The organism is Streptomyces sp. NPDC046862 (assembly GCF_040704615.1).
GTDB lineage: Bacteria > Actinomycetota > Actinomycetes > Streptomycetales > Streptomycetaceae > Streptomyces.
Genome location: NZ_JBEYXP010000026.1, coordinates 78,722 through 102,421, shown reverse-complemented (window position 1 = coordinate 102,421; position 23,700 = coordinate 78,722). Strand labels below are relative to the sequence as shown.

General features: G+C 69.8%; 14 protein-coding genes and 1 pseudogene. 11 read left to right on the top strand and 4 right to left on the bottom strand.

From position 1 onward, the window contains the following. Nucleotides 1–28 precede the first annotated feature (28 nt). Both AB0959_RS27455 and AB0959_RS27450 read right to left on the bottom strand, forming a co-directional pair. Complete coding sequence (locus tag AB0959_RS27455; protein WP_366829316.1) at nucleotides 29–1,351, bottom strand: SGNH/GDSL hydrolase family protein; 1,323 nt, start codon at nucleotides 1,349–1,351, stop codon at nucleotides 29–31. Nucleotides 1,352–1,572: 221 nt separating this feature from the next. Next, nucleotides 1,573–2,931, bottom strand: coding sequence for a PHB depolymerase family esterase (locus AB0959_RS27450; RefSeq protein WP_366829242.1), 1,359 nt, complete (start codon nucleotides 2,929–2,931; stop codon nucleotides 1,573–1,575). Nucleotides 2,932–3,357: 426 nt separating this feature from the next. Between AB0959_RS27450 and AB0959_RS27445 the strand changes: the two genes are divergently transcribed. Together AB0959_RS27445 and AB0959_RS27440 are read left to right on the top strand one after the other, a co-directional pair. Further along, entirely contained in the window at nucleotides 3,358–4,338 is a 981-nt protein-coding gene (locus tag AB0959_RS27445) for a polysaccharide lyase family 1 protein (RefSeq protein ID WP_366829241.1), read from the top strand. A gap of 101 nt (nucleotides 4,339–4,439) precedes the next feature. Continuing rightward, nucleotides 4,440–5,243, top strand: a complete 804-nt coding sequence (locus AB0959_RS27440; RefSeq protein ID WP_366829240.1) for a pectate lyase — start codon at nucleotides 4,440–4,442, stop codon at nucleotides 5,241–5,243. Between the two features lie 130 nt (nucleotides 5,244–5,373). On the opposite strand, the gene AB0959_RS27435 is transcribed toward AB0959_RS27440, so the two are convergent. Continuing rightward, nucleotides 5,374–5,955: a hypothetical protein gene (locus tag AB0959_RS27435; protein ID WP_366829239.1), complete on the bottom strand. Its 582-nt coding sequence runs from the start codon at nucleotides 5,953–5,955 to the stop codon at nucleotides 5,374–5,376. A 293-nt stretch (nucleotides 5,956–6,248) separates the two neighbouring features. Between AB0959_RS27435 and AB0959_RS27430 the strand changes: the two genes are divergently transcribed. Together AB0959_RS27430 and AB0959_RS27425 are read left to right on the top strand one after the other, a co-directional pair. Next, nucleotides 6,249–7,337: an exo-alpha-sialidase gene (locus tag AB0959_RS27430; RefSeq protein WP_366829238.1), complete on the top strand. Its 1,089-nt coding sequence runs from the start codon at nucleotides 6,249–6,251 to the stop codon at nucleotides 7,335–7,337. 648 nt (nucleotides 7,338–7,985) lie between these two features. After that, nucleotides 7,986–8,774 carry a DeoR/GlpR family DNA-binding transcription regulator gene (locus AB0959_RS27425; RefSeq protein WP_366829237.1) on the top strand — a complete coding sequence of 263 codons (789 nt, stop codon included), beginning with the start codon at nucleotides 7,986–7,988 and terminating at the stop codon, nucleotides 8,772–8,774. A 62-nt stretch (nucleotides 8,775–8,836) separates the two neighbouring features. On the opposite strand, the gene AB0959_RS27420 is transcribed toward AB0959_RS27425, so the two are convergent. Continuing rightward, complete coding sequence (locus AB0959_RS27420) at nucleotides 8,837–8,995, bottom strand: hypothetical protein (RefSeq protein WP_366829318.1); 159 nt, start codon at nucleotides 8,993–8,995, stop codon at nucleotides 8,837–8,839. A gap of 24 nt (nucleotides 8,996–9,019) precedes the next feature. On the opposite strand from AB0959_RS27420, the pseudogene AB0959_RS27415 reads away from it, so the two are divergent. The 7 genes and pseudogenes from AB0959_RS27415 to AB0959_RS27385 all read left to right on the top strand — a co-directional run. Next, a pseudogene (locus AB0959_RS27415) lies at nucleotides 9,020–9,121 on the top strand (sugar isomerase); the annotation flags it as partial. Between the two features lie 410 nt (nucleotides 9,122–9,531). Further along, a complete protein-coding gene (locus tag AB0959_RS27410; RefSeq protein ID WP_366829315.1) occupies nucleotides 9,532–12,507 on the top strand; it encodes a TIM-barrel domain-containing protein in 2,976 nt (991 codons plus the stop codon). Nucleotides 12,508–12,656: 149 nt separating this feature from the next. Continuing rightward, nucleotides 12,657–14,525, top strand: a complete 1,869-nt coding sequence (locus AB0959_RS27405; protein ID WP_366829236.1) for a glycoside hydrolase domain-containing protein — start codon at nucleotides 12,657–12,659, stop codon at nucleotides 14,523–14,525. Further along, a complete protein-coding gene (locus tag AB0959_RS27400) occupies nucleotides 14,522–18,175 on the top strand; it encodes a beta-galactosidase (RefSeq protein ID WP_366829235.1) in 3,654 nt (1,217 codons plus the stop codon). The genes AB0959_RS27405 and AB0959_RS27400 overlap by 4 nt, the downstream gene beginning before the upstream one ends. Further along, the gene (locus AB0959_RS27395; protein ID WP_366829234.1) at nucleotides 18,175–20,070 is read left to right on the top strand and encodes a glycoside hydrolase family 31 protein; all 1,896 of its coding nucleotides are present in this window, start codon (nucleotides 18,175–18,177) and stop codon (nucleotides 20,068–20,070) included. Before AB0959_RS27400 ends, AB0959_RS27395 begins: the two co-directional genes overlap by 1 nt. Before the next feature lie 8 nt (nucleotides 20,071–20,078). Continuing rightward, nucleotides 20,079–22,256, top strand: a complete 2,178-nt coding sequence (locus AB0959_RS27390; RefSeq protein WP_366829233.1) for a GDSL-type esterase/lipase family protein — start codon at nucleotides 20,079–20,081, stop codon at nucleotides 22,254–22,256. A 10-nt stretch (nucleotides 22,257–22,266) separates the two neighbouring features. Continuing rightward, complete coding sequence (locus tag AB0959_RS27385; protein ID WP_366829232.1) at nucleotides 22,267–23,697, top strand: alpha-L-fucosidase; 1,431 nt, start codon at nucleotides 22,267–22,269, stop codon at nucleotides 23,695–23,697. The last annotated feature ends 3 nt before the right edge of the window (nucleotides 23,698–23,700 follow it).

Sequence of the window (23,700 nt, the reverse complement as noted above, 5' to 3'; positions counted from 1 at the left end):
CGGGAGTAGGCCAAGGGGGCGACCGGCTTCAGTCGTCGGTGAGGCCGGCGGGCCCGGGCGGGGTGCGAAAGAGCCGGGTGGGGACGGCTGCGGCCAGGGTCCGGTAGCCCTCGGGGTTGAGGTGCAGCCAGTCACCGTCGTGGAGTTCGGCGCGCAGACGGCGCGGGTCGGCGGGGTCGCGTACCGCGCGGTCGAGGTCGATGACCGTGTCGAAGGTGCCGCTGGTGCGGATCCAGTCGTTGACGGCCTGCCGTGTGTCCTCTCGGAGCCCGTCGGGGTCGTCGTACGGGGTGTTGCCGCCGAACGGCAGGAGCGTCGCGCCGTACACGCGGATGCCCTGCGCGTGGGCGCGGACGACGATCTGCTCGTAGGCGGCGACGAGGTCGGCGGTGACGGCGCGCTGGGCGGCCCCGGTGGCCGCGGCGGTGCCGATGTCGTTGACGCCCTCGAAGACGATCAGCCAGGCGACGCCGCTGCGGGACAGGATGTCGCGGTCGAGGCGGGCGAGGACGTTGGGGCCGAGGCCGTCGTTGAGGACGCGGTTGCCGCCCGCGGCCTGGTTGAGGACGGCGACGTCGGCGGTGTCGGGGCGGGCCTGGAGCCGGTCGAAGAACTGGTCGGGCCAGCGGTTGTTGCCGTTGGTCGTGGAGCCGCGGCCGTCGGTGAGCGAGTCGCCCAGGACGGCGACGGCGGCCGTGGTGGCGCGGGAGGCGACCTCGACGTCGCTGAGCAGGTACCAGTGGTTGGTGGCGGTCGCCCCGGGCAGGTCGGCGGCCGTCGTGTGGTCGCCGTGCTGGAGGTACGAGGTGGTGCGGGAGCCGGGGTGGGAGGTGAGCGCGAGCGACTTCTGGCCCTCGGCGAGGTAGGCCGTCACGGTCAGGTTCGTGCCCGGCCGGAGAGGGAAGTCCAGGGAGTCGGAGACCAGTTGGGCGTCGGCGGGCACGGTGGCGGACCCTCGTCCGTTGAACGTCACCCGCTCAAGGCTCCCGGGTTGGATCGCGTCGACTCCGGCCTGCCCGTCCCGGGGCAGGGCCACGGTCACCGCGGTGAGGGGAAGGGCGGTGGTGCCGAAGGCGTTGGAGAAGCGCAGTCTGATGCGCTCGCCGCCGGTGGAGACGCGCAGCGTCTGCCGCAGGGTGGTGTCGACCAGGGCGGCGTCGCTCCCGGTGAACGGTGGGGGCGGCATGTTGCCGGGCTCGGTGAGCTGCGGCATCGCGGTCCAGGTGTTCACCCAGTGCCGTGGGGCGGCGACGGACTGCCGGTCGGCCGCCGGTTCACCGCTGTGGCCGATGGCGCCGAACGCGGACGAGGTGGCGACGAGGGCCAGCGCCAGGACGCACACGGCGATCAGGTGGGCGAGCGCTGCGTTTCTCGAAGCCCGCTTCGTCGACTTCGGCCGCTTCGCCGACCTCGTCGGCCTCGTCGGCTTCGGCACTCCGGTCGACGGCTTCGGGGCTCTCGACGACGGCTTCACGGGCAACGTGCCTTCCTGTGCGCGGGGCATGACCTCGGGGGCGCGCGCCGGTGGTCCACCAGCGCGCGCCCGGCTTACGGCATGGGGAGTGAGCGACGTCAGGTGGTGCAGTTGGCGCCGTTGAGCGTGAAGGCGCCGGGACCCGCGCTGCCGCCGGTGTGGCTCGCCTGGTACCCGATGCCGACGCTCGCGCCCGGGGCGATCGTGGCGTTGTACGTGGCATTGGTGGCGGTCACCGCTCCGCTCGCCGGGGCGTAGGCGGCGCCCCACCCGTTGGTGATGGTCTGGCCGGCGGGGAGCGTGAAGCCGAGCTTCCAGCCGTTGACGGCGGTGGTGCCCGTGTTGGTGATGGTCACCGAGGCGGTCAGGCCGGTGCTCCAGGCGTTGGTGGTGACGGAGACCTTGCAGCCGCCGGGCGGGGGCTGGGGAGCGGGGCCGCCGCTGTCCAGGCCGAAGAAGGTGATCACGCGTGCGGCCATACCCGTCGTGATCAGGTTGTGGCCGACGCCTTGGAGGCTGATGGCCTCGACGGGGGCCCGGTCACCGGTGGAGCCGTAGCGGGTGCGGGTCCAGCCGGACGCGGGCGAGTCGGTGCGTGCGGGCGTCTGGCTGATGCCCTGCACGTCGGTCCACTGTTTGATCATCTCGCCGAAGTTGGGGTAGCGCAGGACGTCGTCCTGGGTACCGTGCCAGAGCTGCATACGGGGGCAGGGCCCGCTGTAGCCGGGGTAGGCGTTCCGGACGAGGTCGCCCCACTCCTTGGGGGTGTGGGTCACGGTGCCGTTGGCGCAGGCGCTGTTCCACTCGGAGCCGTCGGTGGTGGCGAAGCAGCCGAAGGGCACGCCCGCGAACGCGGCGCCGCCGGCGAAGACGTCCGGGTAGTCGCCGAGCAGGACGTTGGTCATCATGGCGCCCGAGGAGACGCCGGTGGCGAAGATCCGGCCGGTGTCGGCGTGGTAGGTGCGGGTGACGTAGTCGATCATGGACTTGATGCCCACCGGGTCACTGCCGCCGCCCCGCTTGAGCGCCTGCGGCGAGGAGACGTCGAAGCACTTGCTGCTGCGGGTGACCGACGGGTAGACCACGATGAACCCGTAGCGGTCCGCGAGCGAGGCGAACTCGGTGTTCTGGTAGAACACCGGGCCCGAGCCGGTGCACCAGTGGACGGCCACCAGGACGGCCGGGTTCTCGGTGACGGTGTCCGGCACGTACAGGTACATCTGGAGGTTGCTGGGGTTGGTGCCGAAGTTCGTCACCTCGGTGAGGGACGCGGCGGGTGCCGCGCGTTCGGCCGGGGCGGCGGGAGCCGCCTGGGCACCCGGCGGAACCGCTGCGGCTCCGGGGGCGGCCGAGGACTGAGGGGCGGCGAACAGCACCGCCGCGAGTAAGGGAACCAGCCCTGCGAGGAGTGTCGTACGCAGCGGTCTCCTCGCGGTGGTGCCGACAGTCGTGGACACGTCCTCGTCCCTTTCTGATCGCGGCTCGTACGGCATCGCTCAGCGGAACAACTGCGGGAAGCGAAGGCATCGTGGCATGCACATGCCTGTCACGGAAGCGCTCCCACACTCCGAAAAGATTCGATGGTCATCCGTGGCCGGACGGCGCCGGGCCCGGCGAAATCCTTCTGCGCGAACCGTTGACCAGAAAGCGCTTACCCCCTACCTTCCGTTCAGAAGCGTGACCCGACAGCTTCATCTCGTATATGAGATAGGGGCAACGGGAGGTCTGCACCACCTGGGGAATTGCATCCCTTGAAGCTCAGCCTCCTCCCCGTCGGTCGGCCTCGCTCGCGCGCAGCGATCAGCATGGCGAACAACGGTCACATATGTGCTCACCCATGATCCACCGTGATCCACCTGGTACTTCTGAAGGGAAGCACCCGCATGCGCACTCTCCCCCCACGCACAGCAGCGCACAGATCCGCCCTGGCCGCGGTCGCCGCGGCCGCCCTCGCAGCCGTCACCGTGGTCGCCGTCCCGCAGCCGGCGGGCGCCGCCGAGACCTCGCCCATCGGATTCGGCGCGGGCACCACGGGTGGCGGCAGCGCGTCCCCGGTGACCGTGTCGACGCTGTCCGCCTTCAGGACGGCCGTCACCGGGAACGCGGCGAAGGTGGTACGCGTCAACGGCCTGATCTCGCTGAGCGGTCAGGTCGACATCGGCTCCAACACCACCGTCCTGGGCGTCGGTTCGTCGTCCGGTTTCACCGGCGGCGGACTGCGGATCAAGGAGGCGGCCAACGTCGTCGTCCGCAATCTCAACATCAGCAAGCCGGTCGCGCCCGCCGACGGCATCACGGTCCAGGAGTCTACGAAGGTGTGGATCGACCACAACTCCTTCTCGGCGGACCGTGATCACGACAAGGACTACTACGACGGACTCCTCGACATCAATCACGGCTCCGACTCCGTGACGGTGTCCTGGAACACGTTCAAGGACCACTTCAAGGGCTCGCTCGTCGGCCACAGCGACAACAACGCCTCGGAGGACACCGGGCACCTGAAGGTGACGTACCACCACAACAGCTTCAGCAACGTCTACTCACGCATCCCGAGCCTGCGCTTCGGCACCGGGCACTTCTACAACAACTACGTGAGCGGCGCCGACACCGCCTGCCACTCGCGCATGGGCGCCCAGATGCTCGTCGAGAACAACGTCTTCCGCTCGACGAAGGTCGCGGTCACCACGAACCGCAGCAGCGACGTCGACGGTTACGCGAACCTGCGCGGCAACGATCTCGGCGGAGCCGCCACCGAGATCTCCAGGACCGGCAGCTTCACCAGCCCGCCCTACGGCTACACGGCCGAGCCGGCCTCGTCCGTCGTCGCCTCGGTGACGTCCGGAGCGGGCGCGGGGAAGCTCTGACCCCCCACGGGACCACCCCCCCCCACAGTCCCCCCACACACAGCCACTCACCCACACCGAAGAGAACAGCCCACACCACACCGGACAGAAGGAATCGGGACATGACTTCTGCGGCACGCCCGCGCGCCCGCACGCGCGCGCTGACCGGAGCGCTGGCCACACTCGGCCTCTCGGTTGGCATGATCATGGCAGGAAGCGCCTCTCCGGCGAGCGCCGCCACCTGGCCCACCCCGAACGGCAGCCAGGGGGTCTCCTCGACCATCCCGGTCTCCGGCACCAAGGACTACGGGATGAAGCGCCTCTACGGCACCGGGGACCTCGGCTCCGGCGGCCAGGACGAGGACCAGGGGCCGATCCTGGAACTGGCCAACGGCGCCGTCCTGAAGAACGTCATCATCGGTGCCCCCGCCGCGGACGGCATCCACTGCAAGGGCAGCTGCACGCTGCAGAACGTCTGGTGGGAGGACGTCGGCGAGGACGCGGCGACGTTCAAGGGCTCCTCGTCGTCGAGCGTCTACACCGTCTCCGGCGGTGGCGCGAAGGAAGCCACCGACAAGGTGTTCCAGTTCAACGGCGCCGGAACCCTGAACATCTCCAACTTCGCGGTGAAGAACTTCGGCACCTTCGTCCGCTCGTGCGGCAACTGCAGGACGCAGTACAAGCGGACGATCAACCTCAACAGCATCGAGGTGAACTGGAAGGGCGGCAAGATCGCCGGCATCAACACCAACTACGGCGACAGCGCGACCCTGAGGAACATCACGATCATCGGGGACTCCAGCAAGAAGATCGTCCCCTGCCAGAAGTACATCGGCAACAACACGGGCGCGGAGCCGTCCACGAACGGCAGCGGGCCCGACAGCACGTACTGCAAGTACGCGACGTCCGACATCAAGTACAGCTGAGTCACAGCTGAGCCCACCGCACTCGCTCCGGACTCCCTCCGGCCCCGGCCGGAAACCCGGCGGCTGTGCGGGGCGCCCTCGGTGGGCGCCCGCGGCAGCCGCTCCGGCGTGAGCGGAGGGGCGAGAGCCGCTACCAGGTCTTCCGCCCCCACAGCGGTCCGACGCGCTCCCACTCCTCGTCCCACTCGTCCATGCGGCGGCGCTCCAGGCGACCGCGTGCCAGACGGCCGCCCACGAAGGGCACGCCCGCCGCGGTCACGCCCACGATGACGCCGATCAGTGAGGAGCGCAGACGGGCCTCGGACCGCGTGGCCGGCTGGGTGACCATGCGGCCCTCGGTGTCCGTCCAGACGGTGACCGGCGTGCCCACGGTGCTGGCGGGCGCGACCCGGGTCTGCCCCGTGTGGGGGGAGCCGTCCGTCGCCGTCCAGCGGACCTCGGCCCACACGCGTTCGGATCCCGAGCCGGACGGCGCCGTCGTTCCCGGAGCGTCCTCGGTGAGCTGGGCGACGACGGGGTGCCACTCGACCCGCTGCCGGTCGAGGTTGTGCTCGACGGACCGTGTCGCCAGCAGACCGGCGACCACCCCGCCGAGGACGGTGAGACCCCAGGCCGCGAGGACCACCCATGCCTCGAGCCGGTCGCTGCGGCGCCGCAGCGGGTTCCGCTGCCATCGCCACAGCCACACCTTCGGACCTCGGAATGCCGCCATCGTGGGCACCCTCCTCACGCACGCACAGAAAAGCCAGGCCGCTCTCCCATACGCGGGTGGCTTCCCCGATGCTCATGACGAATACGTCACCCCGGCCGGACGGCGTGATCCGCGCGGTCGTCGCCCGCTCGGGCAGCGTCGGATCCAAGCCAGGAGGGCAGCCCGGCCAACCTGCCCGTTCCCTGCCGGACACCCGCTCCGACCTGCGGTGACGTCCTTGGCGGGGACGATTGTCAGTGGTGGGGTGCAGACTGGCCCGTGTCTGAGACAACGACGTCCCGGAGGTGGCCGGTATGGCCGACATCCTGCTCACCGTAGGCACACGCAAGGGTCTGTTCGTCGGACGGCGACGCGGCGGCGGCGCTTGGGAGTTCGACGAGAGCCCATACTTCAACGCGCAGGCGGTGTACGCGGTCGCGATCGACACCCGCGCCGACACCCCCCGGCTGCTGGTCGGCGGCGACAGCGCGCACTGGGGGCCGTCCGTGTTCCACTCCGACGACCTCGGCCGGACCTGGACCGAGCCCGCCCGGGCCGCCGTGAAGTTCCCCCAGGACACCGGGACGTCGCTGGAGCGGGTGTGGCAGCTGCACCCCTCGGCGGCCGAGCCCGACGTGGTGTACGCGGGCACGGAGCCGGCCGCGTTGTACCGCTCGGCGGACCGCGGGGAGAGCTTCGAGCTGGTCCGGCCCCTGTGGGAGCACCCCACGCGCGACAAATGGGTGCCCGGTGGCGGAGGGGAGGGCCTGCACACCATCCTCACCGACCGGCGCGACCCACGGGCGATGACGGTCGCCGTCTCGGCTGCCGGCGTGTTCCGCACCAAGGACGGCGGCGCGAGCTGGGCGCCGTCCAACTCCGGTGTCTCCGCGGTGTTCATGCCGGATCCGAACCCGGAGTTCGGCCAGTGCGTGCACAAGATCGCGAGAGACCCGGTGACACCGGACCGCATGTATCTGCAGAACCACTGGGGTGTGTACCGCAGCGACGACGCCGGCGCGCACTGGACGGACATCGGCGAGGGACTGCCGTCCACGTTCGGGTTCGCCGCGGCGGCCCATCCGCACCAGGGGGACACCGCGTACGTCTTCCCGATCACCGCCGACGCGGACCGCGTCCCGGCGGGACGGAGGTGCCGTGTCTTCCGCACGGCGGACGCGGGCAAGACGTGGGAGCCGCTCTCGGCGGGCCTGCCGCAGGAGGACCACTACGGCACGGTGCTGCGCGACGCGATGTGCACGGACGACGCCGACCCGGCGGGCGTGTACTTCGGCAACAGGAACGGAGAGGTGTACGCGTCGGCGGACGACGGCGACAGCTGGCAGCAGTTGGCGTCCCATCTGCCGGACGTGCTGTGCGTGCGCGCGGCGGTGGTGAGCTGACGGCACGCCGAGGTCCGGGTGTGTCCCAGGGGAGTTCGTGAATCAAGTGCGCTTAGTAGGTGGGCCTGTTCGTCGACCTGACGGTCAGGTGCGGTCAGTCTTCGGCCACCGGGTGTGCGGGGTCATCCATCGGCTCATGGACCTTTTCACCGGCCCTCACGGGGCGCGTGAGCAGCTGTCTCTCACCTGTGGGAACAGAAACGCCGTGTCGCGGCCCTGCGAGGGCACGCCAAGCGGCACGGGCCGTACGGTGACGTGCGCAGGGCCCGGGAACGGTTCACGACGCCGCCAAGGCCGGCGGCCACCGGTCGGCTCATGGGCCGGCCGGGGGTCGACGGCCGCGGGCGCCGCGGTGAGTGTGTCGCGGACCGCCCCGGTGACCACGGCCTCGGCGTGCTCCAGGGTGATCACGTTGAACGCGACGACGGCCCGTCTTTACATTGCACGCGGAGCTCACCACGTCGACGGTGAGAGTCAGCGGCACGGACGGGCTCCGATCGCGGCGTGGGAGAGCCGCGACAGCGGCAGCAGGTAGCGGGTAGTGCAGGATTTTGCTCGTTTGGCGACCATAAAACACCCAATCATGCGCTGTGGTTTCATGGTGGTGCGCACCTCGTGGCGCACACCAGCGACAGGAAGTTGTGAGACATGGCGGCACCGCAGGCCCGGTGGAGCGCGCTGCTGGAGATGCTGACGCGCGACGGGCGGATCGAAGTCGAGCCGGCCGCCGAGGAGTTGCGGGTCTCCGCCGCGACGATCAGGCGCGACCTCGACGAGCTGGCCCGCCAGCAGATGGTCACCCGCACGCACGGCGGAGCCGTGATCAACGCGATCGCCTACGACCTGCCGCTGCGCTACAAAGCCGCGCGTAAGGCTCCGGAGAAGGAGCGGATCGCGGACGCGGCCGCCGGGCTGGTGAAGGCCGGCGCCGTGGTGGGGCTGAACGGCGGCACCACGACCACCGAGGTGGCGCGGGCCCTGGCCACCCGCGCCGACCTGAGTTCCGGCGGCGCCGAGACGGCGGTCACCGTGGTGACCAACGCTCTGAACATCGCCAACGAACTGGTCGTACGGCGCCACGTCAAGCTCGTGGTGACCGGCGGGGTGGCCCGGCCGGCGTCCTACGAGCTGATCGGGCCGCTGGCCACCGAACTGCTCGCGGAGATCGCACTGGACCAGGTCTTCATCGGGGTTGACGCCATCGACGTGGCCCACGGGGCGACCGCCCACCACGAGGGCGAGGCCAGCATCAACCGGGCGCTGGCCCGCCGCGCGCAGCAGGTCGTCGCCGTAGCCGACTCCTCCAAGTTGGACCGGCGGGCCTTCGCCCGCATCTGCCCGGTGGAGGACATCGACGTCCTGGTGACCGACAAGGCCGCCTCCGACGAGCTGACCGAGTCGTTCACGGCGGCCGGCGTGAAGGTCATTCGCGCCTGACACCGAACGCCGCTTCCGTGGCGGCCCCGGCCACGGCCTTGGCTGCGATGCGCATCCCGGCGTCATCCCCGGACGCAGCCCGCGGTCAGGCCGGCGACGAGGTGGCGCTCCACGAAGACGAACAGCACCACCACGGGCACGATCGCGACGAGCGACGTGGTGAACAGGTACTGCCACTGCTCGTGGTAGGAGGTGACGAAGCCGGGAATCGCTCTGGTCAAGGTCATACGGTTGCTGGACGAGGTGACCTCGTCGTGGTGCACCGGCTGGCCGCCACCCTGGCCTCGGAACGCGGGCTGGACCCGGACAATCCGCGCCATGTGACCCGTTCCGTGATCCTGGCCTGACGGCACCTCGGAAGGATCTCGGGGGCACAGAATTTACCCGTCCGTTACGAACGGTTCCCGGGCCCGCCGAGGCCACTCAGCGGGCCCCGGGACCGACCCCCACCAGGACAACAGCTGCTCCACGAGAACCCTCCGGGCACTCGGGAGCCCGCGGGTCCCGCATGTTGACAGGTGACGGTTACCGCAAGAGCATGAGCGAAATCACTTGGAATCTTGCATCTGCAAGCAAGATCAAGCAGCTCGCAAGCCTTGCCAAGCACCGCGCTTCCTCGTGACCGTGCACTCCGCACGCCACCGGCACCACGCACCGCCGCTCCTGAGCCACCGTCCTGTCCGACAGGAGGACACGAGTGCACGCCCGACTGAGCAGTCCTGGCGGCCTGTTGCTCGCTGCCGCCCTGACCTCCGCCATGCTGATGGCGCCCGTCACCGGCTCCAGCGCGGCGGCAACGGCTTCCGCCCGCCCCGCCACCTCCATCACCGGCGGACCTGAGGTGGCCCACACCGAGCACGCCGTCACCGTCTCCGTGCCGGCCTCCGCCGGCGCCCCCGGCTACACCCTCGACGTGGCCACCGACGAACTCGCCCTGACCACGCGCCGCGCCGGGAAGACCGTGCTGGCCACCGCCTCCGGCGACACCGGCGCCCTGCGCTTCACCGCGGCCGACGGCACGTGGCAGCACGCGACCGGCGTCACCGACTGGACGTGGAAGAACGGCGTCCTGACCGTCACCGCCGACAGCACGCTCGACGGCGCCACGGTGGAAGCCCGGATCACCCCCCGCGCCGACCGCTACCAGCTCGACTGGGACGTCCACGGCGGCGGACCGAAGCATCTCGGCCTCGCCTACGACCTGTCGTCGGCCGGCCACTGGTACGGCCACGGCGAGGCGGAGACCCCGCAAGGCGGTCCCGGTGTCAACCAGCCCTGGCCGCTCGACACCGGCGAGGTCGACCACAAGACCTTCGGCCCGGCGTCCTACAACATGATCGACCCGTTCTGGTACACCTCCAGGTCGACCGGTCTGCGCGTCGACACCGGGGACGTCATGGACGTGGCGCTCAACAAGGGCGGGGACGGCCTCGGCACCTTCACCGTCGCGTCGCCCGACACCTACAAGGCCACCGTGTTCGTCGAGTCGACCCCGCTGGAGGTCTACCGCGACTACGTAGCCATCGTCGGCAAACCGGCCAAGAGCGACGCCACGTACGAGCAGTACGCCAAGCCGCTGTGGAACTCCTGGGCGCAGTTCTACACCAAGGTCGACCAGGAGAAACTGCTCGACTACGCCACCGACCTCCACGACAACGGCCTCGACGGGCACACCATCCAGCTCGACGACAAGTGGGAGTCGAACTACGGCAATCTCACCTGGGACCCCAAGACGTTCCCCGATCCCAAGGGCCTCTCCAAGAAGATCCACGACATGGGGTTCGACTTCGGCATCTGGGTCACCCTGTGGATCAACCTGGACTCCGTCAACTACCAGTACGCGGTCGACCACGGCTATCTGCTCATGGACGCCAAGGACACGACCAAGCCGTGCGAAGTGACCTGGTGGAACGGTCGGGCCGGGATCATCGACCTGGCGAACCCCGAGGCCAAGGCCTGGTACGAGGGCAACCTCAAGAAGCTGATGGACACGTACGACATCGACGGGCTGAAGTTCGACACCCGCTTCTTCGACGAGAAGTGCGCGCCGCGCGAAGGCCATCAGGCCACGGACTACCAGAAGCTCGGCACGCAGCTCGCCGACGAGTTCGACCTCCAGGGCGCCGGCATCCGGGTGCACTGGAACCGGACGGCCCACGAGGCCGGCTTCGTCACCCGTCAGGTCGACAAGGGCACCGGCTGGGACTCCCTGCGCGCCTCCGCCACCCAGAACCTGGCCATCTCCACCATCGGCTACCCGTTCGTCGAGTCCGACATGATCGGCGGCTCGGGCGGCCAGCCGGCACCCTCGAAGAACGTGCTGGTGCGGTGGGCGCAGTCCGCCTCGCTGATGCCGCTGATGTACGCCTCGACCTCCCCGGTGGACACCAACGACACCACCACCGGGCAGAAGGTGGACTACGACCAGGAGACGGTCGACCTCTACCGGCAGGCGATCGAGACGCACGAGAAGCTCGCCCCCTACATCTGGGACCAGGTGCGGAGCACCCTGAAGACCGGCGATCCGATCATGCGGCCGCTGTTTTTCGACTTCCCGAAGGACGAGGCGAGTTACACGGTCACCGACGAGTGGATGCTCGGCCCGGCCGTGCTGGCAGCGCCCAAGCTGAGCAGCGGCGCCACCCGCTCCGTCCATCTGCCGCCGGGCACCTGGTACGACGTGAACCAGGGCACCGTGATCCGCGGCCCCAAGGCCCTGAAGGGGTACGCGGCGCCGCTCGGCGTCACCCCGGCCTTCGTCGACCTCAAGGCCAAGGGGGCGGCCAAGGCCATCAAAGCGCTCAAACGCGACGACGCTCCGGCCGCCTCCGTCCTGATCACCCCGGACGCCCCGTCGACCGACGCGGGCAAGCCGTTCGAGGTGACCACCGAGGTGACCAACTGGGGCACCGGGACCCTCCGGAACACCAGGGGGGCACTGGACCTGCCTGAGGGATGGACCGCCAAGGCGACCGGCCCGACCACCGCGACGTCACTCAAGAACGGCGCCACACTCACCACCACCTGGACGGTGACCCCGGCCGACGACACCCGCTGGGGCAGCCACGACCTCACGGGCACGGCCACCTACAACGGATACAACGGATCCCAGAAGGTTTCCGACACCGTGCAGGCGCGGGTGAAGGCCGCCCCGGGCAGCGTGCGGGAGCCGTACCTGACGACGGACACCACCACGTCCGGGGACGCGCAGTACGCCCAGGCCGGCGACCAGTTCGCCATCTGGGCGGGCGGCCAGGACCTGTCCGGCTGGAGGGACGAGAAGGGCGTCATCTACCGCGACGACGCGGCCGGCGAGAAGGCCACCGTGCAGGCCCAGTTGGTCTCCCAGGACAGCGCCTCACCGGTCGGCAAGGCCGGCGTCGCCTTCGCCAACGACCTGACGGCGCCCGAGAAGGGCGGTTACGCCGTGCTGGCTATGACGCAGAGTTACGGACTTGAGTTCATGACCGACAGCGACGGCGACGGGAAGCTCGACACCTGGGCGGGCGGTGGCTCGACCTACCACCCGGCGTATCTCAAGCTGACCCGGGACGGCGCCACCTACACCGCGTACGCCAGCAAGGACGGCGACACATGGTCGCAGGTCGGCACCGCCCGAGTGCCGTCGGCCACAGGCACCGGTGACGCAGGGATGGTCGCCAGCGCGGCCAACGTCAACTACCCCGGCGAGAACATCGAAGCCGTCTTCAGCGGATTCTCCGTCACTTCCTGACACCCCCACCGGCGCCACCGATACCCGCAGGCGCACCTGATCCCCACCGGCGCCACTGGCAGACCCCCGTTTCCCCGGCAGGCCTCCCACCCCCTGGGACCCGCCCCGGGACCACTCCCCGCACGCCCGTGAGAGAGGGAACCCAGCTCATGGCACGTACGTCCTCAGCTGTCGCCGGCTTCGTCGCGGGCGTGGTCGTGGCCGCCGGCACCACCGCGATCGCCGTCACCGGTACGACAACCACCGGCACCGACGTCAACTCCAAGGCCACCACCACCTGGCTGACCGTCAAGGTCGCCGACGCCATGGGTACCAGGGACACCATCACCTGGGTTCCCACCGGCTCCTTCGCCGGCTCGGCGGAGGAACGGGTCCCGCGCTACCCGATGACCGCCGTCCAGGGCAAGGACACCAAGGAGCTCAAGCTCTCCGCCGTGCGCAACGAGCAGGTCTCGGCGCAGTTGGCGATCGCCTCCGGCCAGGACCTCGACGACGTCAAGGCCGTGGTCGGCGATCTCACCGGGCCCGGCGGGGCGAAGCTGTCCGGTGCGGACACCCAGGTCCGGTTCGTCAAGTACGTACCCGTGCAGCGCTCCAAGAGCGAGGTCGACTGGTCCGCCACCATCGACCAGGTCAGTTCCGCCAAGGAGGTGTCCGGCGACCGCAACCCCGACGTGGTCGGCGACGCACTCGAGGAGCGTTCCTCCGTGGACGTGCCCGCGTATGCGGCGCAGCCGCTGTGGTTCACCTTCCACATCCCCGAGAAGGCCGGGCCCGGCACCTACACCGGCACGGTCAAGGTCAGCGCCAACGGCCGCACCCAGGCGAACTATCCGCTGGCCATCGAGGTCGCCGACACAAGCGTGCCCGACCCGAAGGACTACGACTTCTTCCTCGACGTATGGGCGCAGCCGGAGACGATCGCCAAGAACCACGGCGTCAAGCTCTGGTCCGACCGGCACTGGAAGCTGATCGAGAAGTACGACCGCGACCTGGCCTCGCGCGGCCAGAAGGTCATCAACACCACCATCGTCGACAACCCGTGGCACCACCAGTGGTCGCTCGGCACCCGGGAGTCGCAGACCGCCACGCCGTACACGAGCATGGTGGGCTGGAGCTGGAACGGGAGGACGTTCTCCTTCGACTTCAGCCGCTGGGACACGTACGTCCAGACTGCCAGACGCGCCGGTCTCGGGCCCGACATCGGCGCCTTCTCCATGCTGGCGTTCCAGGACCGGGAGCACCTCACCTACACCGACACCCGCACCGGCAGGACCGTCTACGAGAACGTCGATCTGGGCGGGGACCGCTGGCGGGAGGCATGGGGAACATTCCTTCCCGCCTTCGAGAAGCACCTGAAGGCGAAGGGCTGGCTGGAGGACACCTGGCTGTCCTTCGACGAGCGGCCCATCGACACCATGACGGTGGTCAAGGACTTCGTCCACGAGGTCGCGCCGGCCTTCGACGACCATATCTCCGTGGCCGGTTCGATCAGCACCGAGGGCGTCGCGTCCAACCTGTCCGTCGACTGGGGCGGCATCGACGCGATGACGAAGGAGAAGGTGGCCGAGCGCCGCAAGGCCAGGAAGATCACGACCTTCTACGTGTACGGCTCGCCGGCCCATCCCAACACCCTGTCGTACTCGCCCGCCGTCGAGTCGCGGATGCTGCCGTGGATCTCCGCCCAGCGGAATCTGGACGGTTTCCTGCGCTGGTCGTACAACAGCTGGACCAGCGCCCCCTTCAGGCAGCCGGTGCACATCTTCACGCAGGGCGACGAGTACCTGGTCTACCCGGGCAAGGACGGCCCGATGTCCAGCATCCGCTGGGAGCAGCTGAAGGAGGGCATCGAGGACTACGAACTCATCGCCCAGCTGCGGAAGAAGGACGGCGGCGCCGACAGCGACGCCCTGACCGAGGCCCTCACCACCGCGACCCGGAACCTCGACGGCCGGACGAAGGACGTGGGCGACATCGAGACCGCGCGGGCGGCAGTGGTGAAGGGGCTGACGTCATGAGGGCCAAGTGGAGATACCTGCTGCTCGCCGGAGCACTGACTGTCATGCCCCTGACCAGCGCGGGCGTTGCGGCACCGGCACGGGCGGAGCAACAGGCCCCGTCGCGGCACACCGTCACCTACGACCAGTACTCCGTGCGGGTCGACGGCAAGCCCCTGTACATCTGGGGCGCCGAGTTCCACTACTTCCGGCTGCCCAGCCCGGGCGCGTGGCGCGATGTACTCCAGAAGATCAAGGCGGGCGGATTCAACGCGGTCTCGCTCTACTTCGACTGGGGCTACCACTCCTCCAAGCCGGGCTCGTACGACTTCACCGGCATCCGTGACGTGGAGCGGCTGCTCGACGAGGCCGAACGCGCGGGCCTGTATGTGATCGCCCGCCCGGGCCCGTACATCAACGCGGAGGTCTCCGGCGGCGGCATGCCCGCCTGGCGGAAGACACAGGCCGGCGTGAACCGCACCTCCGAGCCGGAGTACATGCAGGCGGCCCGGGAGTGGATGAGCCGCATCAACCCGGTCATCGCGCGCCACCAACACACCCGCGGCACCGGGTCAGTGATCCTGTACCAGGTCGAGAACGAGTACCAGGGCGGCCGCCAGGACGCCGACTACATGCAGACCCTCATCGACTGGGCGCGGGAAGACGGCATCGACGTGCCCACCTTCGTCAACGACGGCGGCGCCAACAGGAACTGGGTCAGCGGCAAGGGCGCCCCGGACATCTACGGCTTCGACGCCTACCCACAGGGCTTCGACTGCAAGGACCCCGACACCTGGAAGAACCTGCCCGACTATGCGTACGTCAACGAGTGGAAGCCCGAGTCACCGCTGATCATCCCGGAGGCACAGGGCGGTGCGTTCGACCCTTGGGGCGGCACCGGATACGAGGACTGCGCGAAACTGACCGGCACCGACTTCACCCGGGTGTTCAGCAAGATGAACATCGCCGCCGGGGTGAGCGGTCAGTCCTTCTACATGACGTACGGCGGCACCAACTGGGGCTGGCTCGCCGACCCCAACGCGGTCTACACGTCGTACGACTACGGGGCCCCGATCAACGAGTCCCGCCAACTGACGACGAAGTACCAGGAGTTCAAGCGCCTCGGGTACATGGTCAACTCCGTGACCTCGCTGGCGCGCACGGACAAGGCCGAGGCCCCCGTCCCGTCCGACGACGCGCTGCGCGTAGACCGTCGCGTCAACCCCGACGACGGCACCCAGTTCTTCACCGTCCGGCATGCCGACACCCGCGTGAAGGACAAGGACGAGACCACGATGTCCCTCTCGGGCAGGGACGGCGATTACCCGCGCGTCCCGCAGCAGGGAGACATCACCGTCGACGGCCGGGACGCCAAACTCCTCGTCGCGGGCTACGACCTGGGCGGGACGCGGCTCGTCTACTCCACCTCGGAGATCATGACGCACGCCCGGATCGGCGACCGGGACGTGGCGCTGCTGTACGGGCGTGCGGGCGAGGCCGGCGAGACCGTCCTGCGGTACGCCGAGCGGCCCGAGGTCACCTTCCTCGACGGCGATGTCACCACCACCTGGGACGCCGAACGCGGCGACCTGCGCCTGAACTACACGCACAAGGGCCTGGCCCGCGTGCTGGTGAACGGCCTGGAGCTGCTGATCGCCGACACCGCCGAGACCGCCCGCTGGTGGCGGCAGGACACCGCCGCTGGCCCGGTGCTGGTACGAGGCCCGTCCCTTCTCCGTACGGCCGAACTGGTCGGCGGCACCCTGAAGCTGACCGGTGACTCCACCAAGGCCGTGAAGATCGAGGTCGTCGCGGACGCCAGGAAGGTGACCTGGAACGGCCGCAAGGTCGCCGTCACTCAGGCACCGCGCCCGGTCGAACCGCCGCCGCTGACGACGTGGAAGTACAAGGAGGAGGCACCGGAGTCCGCCCTGGGCTTCGACGACTCCACCTGGATCACCGCCGACCACCTCACCGCCAACAACCCGGAGTTGGCCGGGTCCCTGCCGGTCCTCGCGATGGACGAGTACGGCTTCCACCACGGCGACGTCTGGTACCGCGGCCGGTTCAGAACCACCGGTGCCTCGACGGCGCTCGCACTCGACGCCAAGACCGGTAACACCGGGCAGTACGCGGTCTGGCTCAACGGCCGTTACCTCGGCAGCTCCGGCAGCGGCGCGCACTCCTTCGACATCCCGGCAGGCGCGCTGAAGGACAGCGGGGACAACATCCTGGCCGTCCTGGTGGAGAACGCGGGCCACAACGAGGAGTGGGGCCACGACTACTCCAAGGAGCCGCGAGGCCTGCTCGGCGCCGAGGTGATCGGCGGGGCCTCCACCCTCACCTGGAAGATCCAGGGCAGCCGCGGCGGCGAAGACCCGGTCGACACCGCCCGGGGGCCGTACAACCACGGCGGGCTGTACGGGGAACGGGCCGGCTGGTCCCTCTCCGGTTACCCCGACGGCGGCTGGAAGAGCACCACCCTCTCCGGGCAGACCGGGAGGACCGGGCCCGGCGTGCGCTGGTACCGCACCTCCGCGCGGCTCGACCTGCCGCAGGGCCAGGACAACGCGATCGCACTCGATCTCACTGAAGGGGAAGGCGCAGGCGCAGGCGGCAACACCGGCTACCGCGCCCAGATCTTCGTCAACGGCTGGCTGATCGGCCGCTACCTGCCGGACACCGGACCGCAGACACGGTTCGTCATCCCCAAGGGCATCCTGCGCGAGCAGGGCATCAACACCATCGCTCTGGCCGTGTGGTCCACCAAGGCCGGCGCGGGCCCGGGTTCGGCGAAGCTCGTCGACCTCGGCGCCTCGGCGGGCGGGATCAAGGTCGCCGCGGTGGCCGCGCCCTCGTACGGCGCCAAGACGTACGCCATGCCGGACTCCGGCGCCCGTGTCACCGTCGACGCCGAACCGTTCCTGAGCACCGGAACCGCCGCCATGGTCCCCGTCACCCTCACCGTGCCGAAGGACGCGCCGACCGCACGGAACGTCGAGCTGGCGCTGAAGGTCCCGGACGGCTGGAGAGCGACCACCGGCGACACCACCCGTTTCGGCCGGGTCCGGCCCGGCGACACCGTGACCGCCGACTACACCGTCACCCCGCCCGGCGACCCGGTGCACTACGCCGTCCTGTCCGCGACCGCCAAGCTCACCCAGCCCGGCCGTCCGGGCACCGTGACCGGTGTACGGGCCGTACAGGTGCCACCGCCCGGGCTGTCCGCCGACGCCTATGTGAGCGACCTCACCCTGGTCAAGGCGGTCAACGGCTGGGGCCCGGTCGAGAAGGACACCTCCAACGGGGAGTCCGCGGCCGGTGACGGACGCCCTCTGAGTATCGGCGGCACCACCTACGCCAGGGGCCTCGGCGTGCACGCGAACAGCGATATCCGGGTCTATCTCGGCGGCGGCTGCACCCGCTTCACCGCGACCGCCGGGGTGGACGACGAGGTCGGCGACAGCGGCAGCGTCTCCTTCCAGGTGATCGCCGACGGCCGCTCCCTCACCACGACCCCCGTGGTGCGCGGCTCCGACGGCGGCACCGACATCGACGTGGACGTGACCGGCGCGCGCTGGCTGGACCTGCTGGTCGACGGGGACGGCGATGTCTCCACGGACCACGCCGACTGGGCCGACGCCAAGCTGACCTGCGGTGGCGGTGCCTGATGCCCGGGCCGAGACGAACCGTCCGCCGCGGCTCGGCGGCGCTGATCCTGGCCGCCCCGCTGCTCGGCGCGGCCCCGGCGGCCGCCGACTCCGAGTCGATCACCTTCGGGACAGCCGGCTACGAACTGCGTGTCGCCACGGACCGGCTGGCCGTCACCACCGTGCGGGCCGGCCGGACCGTCCTGGCCACCGCGCCCGCGGCCTTCCGGTTCCGGATCGGCGCCGGCTGGCACATCGTCCGGGAGGCCACCGGCAGCACCCGTAGCGGCAACACCCTGCGCGTCACCGCCGCCACCGACCTGCCGGACGTCACCGTAGATCTGCGGATCACCCTGCGCTCCGACCGGTACGACATGAACTGGTCCCTGTCGGGCGCGCAGGCCGACGCACTCAGCACGGCGTACGACCTCAAGCGCGCCGGGCACTGGTACGGCCACGGCGAGAACAGCGACCAGACCGTCCAGCCCTGGCCGCTGGACTCCGGGCAACTGGTGGACACCGGGTTCAGCCCGGCCTCCTACCAGGTGGTCTCCCCCTTCTGGTACACCTCCAGCGCCACCGGACTGCGGGCGGACACGAACGACCCGATGGACGTGCGGATCAACTCCGGCGGCAACGGGCTCGGCGAGTTCACCGTCACCGGGGACCGGCCCGCCGCCTCCACGGTGTTCGTCGAGGACACCCCCGCCGAGGTGTACCGCGACCACATCGCGCTGGTCGGCAGGCCCGAACGCTCCGACACCCCCTACGAGCAGTACGCCACCCCCCTGTGGAACTCCTGGGCCCAGCTCTACGGCGAACAGACCCAGGAGAACGTCCTCGACTGGGCCCGCGCGCTGGCCGGCGCCGGGCTCGGCGGACACGCTCTGCAGATCGAGGAGAGCGTGATCGCCGCCGACTTCGGCGAACGCTTCCCCGACCTGCCCGCCCTGTCCGGGCAACTCGGCCGCCTCGGCTTCGACCTCGGCATGTGGACGGGCCTGTACATGCCCGAGACCGCCGCCAACTTCTCCGAAGCCGTCGACAACGGGTATCTGCTGAAGGACCCGTCCGACCCGGCCAAGCCGTGCCTCTTCACCTGGTGGAACGGGCGGCAGACCGGCTTGATCGACCTGGCGAACCCGGCCGCACGGCAGTGGTACACCGACGATCTCAAGGCCCAGACGGATGAGTTGGGGGTCGCCGGGTTCAAGTTCGACACCGCCTTCTTCGACGACCGGTGCGCCCCCTATCCGGGGGCCACCCGCACCGCCGACAAGCCGACCACCTTCGCGGGGCTGCGCGCCGCGGTCTCGGCCAACCTGGCGGTCTCCACGATCGGTTACCCCTTCGTCGAGACCGACATGATCGGCGGCTCGCTCGGCTACCCGCCGCCCAGCAAGCAAGTCCTGGCCCGCTGGGCGCAGGCGGCGTCCCTGATGCCGCTGATGTACGCCTCGACCTCGCCGACCGGAGTACGGGACGCGACGACCGGCGAGTGGGTCGGCTATGACCGCGAGACCGTCGGCCTCTACCGGTCGGCCATCGCGACGCACGAGCGGCTGGCCCCGTACATCTGGGATCAGGTGCAAAGCACCCTGAAGACCGGCGATCCGATCATGCGGCCGCTGTTCTTCGACTTCCCGAAGGACGAGGCGAGTTACACGGTCGCTGACGAGTGGATGCTCGGCCCGGCCGTGCTGGCCGCGCCGAAACTCGACGAAGGCACAACCCGGGACGTCTTCCTGCCGACCGGAACCTGGCATGACGTCACCGACGGCAAGGTCGTCCGTGGCCCCGTGACGCTCAAGGGATACGCGGCCCCGCTCGGCGTGACCCCGGCTTTCGTCAACTTCAAGGCCAAGGGCGCCGCCAAGGCGTACCGGGCACTCGCGCGCACCGGCGCGGAACGGTAGGGGGCGGGATGCGTTCGACACGCGGCACGTTCGCCGTGCTGATGCTCACGGTCGTGGCTGCCCTTGCGGCCCTGCTCCCGGCGCCTCCGGCCGAAGCCGGGACTCGACAGCACGGCTGGACAGGGACCTGGGCGACCGCGCAGCACGCGTCGTACGACCCAGGCACGTCGGAGGTGACCGTGCGGATCCCGGTGCACGTCAGCGCCGGTGGGACGAGCGTCCGGATCCGGCTGACCAACGCGTTCTCCGACCAGCCGGTGACGATCGGGCACGCGACCGTGGCGCGGCGCGCGGGAGGCTCGTCCGTCTCCAGCCCGCGCGACCTGACGTTCGGTGGCGAGGGGACGGTGACGATCCCGGCCGGGGGGCAGGCGGCGAGCGACGGGGTGCGGATTCCCGTGGCCGCCCGGAGCGACCTGGTGGTCAGCCTGTACTTCCCCGGCAGGCTCACCCACGTGAGCCAGCACTGGATGGGGCTGCAGACGGTCTACTGGACGCCTGACGGCGGCGGCGACCACGCCGGGGACACCGGTGGCGACGCGTTCACCACGACCGACTCCACCTTCCCGTTCCTCACCGGTGTCGACGTGCGGGGCGGGCGGGCGCGGGGCTCCGTCGTCGCGCTCGGTGACTCCATCACCGACGGAGCCGCCTCCACCTCGGACGCCAACCGGCGCTGGCCCGACTACCTGGCGGCCCGGCTGTCGGCCTGTGCCTCCCCCGCCGGAGTACTGAACGCGGGCATCAGCGGGAACCGCATCACGGCCGGGATCGACGGCAACCCCTCGGCACTTCAGCGGCTGGAGCGCGATGTGCTGTCCCAGCCGGGAGCCAGGACGGTGATCCTCTTCGAGGGCGTCAACGACCTCAGCTGGGGCGGCGCCACCGGCGACCAGGTGATCGACGGCATGAAGGAGATCGCGCGGCGGGCCCACGCCCGGGGGCTGCGGGTGATCGGCACGACCGTGGTCCCGTACCGGGGCTGGGGCGACTACTGGACCGAGGCCAAGGAGGCCGACCGGCAGAAGGTCAACACCTTCGTGCGCGACTCCGGCGGCGTCTTCGACGGCTACGCCGACTTCGACAAGGCGGTGCGGGATCCGGCTGACCCCACCCGCTACGCCGCCGCGTTCGACTCCGGTGACCATCTGCACCCGAACGACACCGGGATGAAGGCGTTCGCCGACGCGGTCGACCTCGCGGTCCTCGGGGCGGCCCGCGACTGCCCCTCGGCGCGTGTCCGGCTCATCCCTTACCGCCCGAGCCTGCACAGCGGCCGGAGTACGGAGATCACCGCGACCGTCACCAACTCCGGCACCAAGGTGGTCACCCGGGTGACCACCGGGCTGCGCCTGCCGGACGGCTGGACCGCCGCAGTGGAGGGGGAAACGGGCAGCGACTCCCTTGCCCCTGGCGGGAGTTCCATCGTCACCTGGCGCGTCACCCCGTCCGCCGACGCGGCATGGGGACCGTACGACATCGGCGTACGCACCTCCTACCGGCAGGGCGGCCGGACGCGCCGCGACACCGACAGCGTGACCGCCGACCTCACCCCCGTCCCGTCCGCGGTCCAGCTCCCGTACCGGACGTTCGCCACCGCCGAGGCCGCCCAATACGCACAGAACCACGGCCAGTTCGCGATCTGGGCCGGCGGTCAGGACCTGGCCGGCTGGAAGGACGAGAAGGCCGCCATCCATGTGCCCGATGCCGTGCCCGCCTCCGGCAGCGTCACCGCCCGCCTCGTCGGCCAGACCGGCAGCGGCCCCTCCGCCAAGGCTGGGATCGCCGTCGCGAACGATCTGACCGCCCCGGAGAACGGCGGCTACGCGGTGCTGACCATGTCGAGGAGCTACGGCGTGGAGTTCATGACCGACAGCGACGGCGACGGGCGGCTGGACACCGGTGGGGGTCCCCCCGCTCGAGCGAAGCCGAGAGTGGGGGAGGGCGGCGGCTCCTCGTACCACCCGGCCTGGCTCAGGCTCACCCGCGAGGGCACCGCCTACACCGCGTACGCCAGCACCGACGGCACGTCCTGGCAGCGGATCGGGACCGCGACCGTGCCGTCCGCCGACGACGGAGCCGGTGGCGGCGGCCTCGACGCCGGGATGGTCGCGAGCGCCGTCAACCTCGGCCACCCCGACCAGACCACCACAGCCGTCTTCGACTCCTTCTCGACCATCGACTGAGAGGTCTCCCGTGAACGTCAGCCGTAGACGCTTCCTGACCACGGCCACTGCTCTCGGCTCAGCAGTGCTCCTGGCACCGCCCGGTGCCGCCCACGCGATCAGCGACGGCATCCCCGACTACGAGCCCACGAAGAAGTCCCTCGACACCCACCCCGTACCGCGCTGGTACAAGGACGCCAAGTTCGGCATCTTCGTCCACTGGGGCGTCTACTCGGTCCCCGCCGGCTCCGCCCGGCAGATGGCCGCCGAGTGGTACCTCTGGTACCAGAGCTTCGACACCGATCCCACCTGGAAGTACCACCGCGACACCTACGGCCAGGACTTCCTCTACGACGACTTCATCCCGCGGTTCACGGCCGAGAACTACGACCCGGACGCCTGGGTGCGGCTGTTCGAGCAGGCGGGCGCCGAGTACTTCGCACTGACCAGCAAGCACCACGACGGATTCGCCCTGTGGCCGAGCAAGGTGACGGACCGTCATGCCGGGAAGTACGGCCCGAAACGCGACCTGGTCGGCGAACTGATGACGGCCGCCCGCAAACGCGGCACCGTACGGCCCGGCCTGTACTACTCGCTCGGCGAGTTCTTCAACCCGGCGATCGGCCGGCCGATGAAGAACTTCTACACCGGTGAAGAGGTCCCGATGACCGGCTACAGGCCGGTCGACGACTACATCGGGGACTACGAACTGAAGCAGCTGTACGAGATCATCGACCGCTACGACCCGGAACTGCTGTGGGCGGACGGCCAGTGGTTCCGGCCCACCGGCGAACCGCCGTGGCGCAGTGAGGAGCCCCTCTCCCACTACTACAACAAGGCGAAGAACCGCAGCCGCCCCAAGGGTGTCGTGGTCAACGACCGCTTCGACACGCACTTCGACTTCGCCACCTACGAACAGCGCACCAACCCCACGATGGATCCCCAGAAGTGGGAGTGCTGCATCACGATGGGCTACTCCTGGGGCTACAACAAGTTCGAGGTCGAGGGGGACTACAAGACCTCCGAGTTCCTCGTCCACCTGCTCGCCGACGTCACCAGCAAGAACGGCAACCTGCTGCTGAACATCGGGCCGAAGCCGGACGGCACGATCCCGGACGTCATGCAGCGGCGGCTGCGGGACATCGGCGCCTGGCTGAAGGTCAACGGGCCCGCGATCTACGGCTCGACACCCTGGGTGCGGGCCGAGGAAGAGGGCAGCGCCCTCGGCATCCGGTACACCGTCACCCCGGGCAAGTTCAACATCATCGTGCTGGGTGCCCCGAGTGGCACCCTCTCCGTGCCCGCGGACATTCCCCTCTCCGCGACCTCGCAAATCCGGCTGCTCGGTCACGACGGGCCGCTGAAGTGGACGCGTTCCGACGGCAAGGTCCACATCAGTGTCCCGGGGAAGCTTCCCAGCGAACTCGCCAACACCTTCACCGTCGACTGGGAGCGGCGGTGAGCG

Coding starts and splice junctions, on each gene's coding strand:
- AB0959_RS27445 (WP_366829241.1), top strand. CDS start 3,358: ATGCGCACTCTCCCCCCACGCACAGCAGCGCACAGATCCGCCCTGGCC.
- AB0959_RS27440 (WP_366829240.1), top strand. CDS start 4,440: ATGACTTCTGCGGCACGCCCGCGCGCCCGCACGCGCGCGCTGACCGGA.
- AB0959_RS27435 (WP_366829239.1), bottom strand. CDS start 5,955: ATGGCGGCATTCCGAGGTCCGAAGGTGTGGCTGTGGCGATGGCAGCGG.
- AB0959_RS27430 (WP_366829238.1), top strand. CDS start 6,249: ATGGCCGACATCCTGCTCACCGTAGGCACACGCAAGGGTCTGTTCGTC.
- AB0959_RS27425 (WP_366829237.1), top strand. CDS start 7,986: ATGGCGGCACCGCAGGCCCGGTGGAGCGCGCTGCTGGAGATGCTGACG.
- AB0959_RS27410 (WP_366829315.1), top strand. CDS start 9,532: ATGCTGATGGCGCCCGTCACCGGCTCCAGCGCGGCGGCAACGGCTTCC.
- AB0959_RS27405 (WP_366829236.1), top strand. CDS start 12,657: ATGGCACGTACGTCCTCAGCTGTCGCCGGCTTCGTCGCGGGCGTGGTC.
- AB0959_RS27400 (WP_366829235.1), top strand. CDS start 14,522: ATGAGGGCCAAGTGGAGATACCTGCTGCTCGCCGGAGCACTGACTGTC.
- AB0959_RS27395 (WP_366829234.1), top strand. CDS start 18,175: ATGCCCGGGCCGAGACGAACCGTCCGCCGCGGCTCGGCGGCGCTGATC.
- AB0959_RS27390 (WP_366829233.1), top strand. CDS start 20,079: ATGCGTTCGACACGCGGCACGTTCGCCGTGCTGATGCTCACGGTCGTG.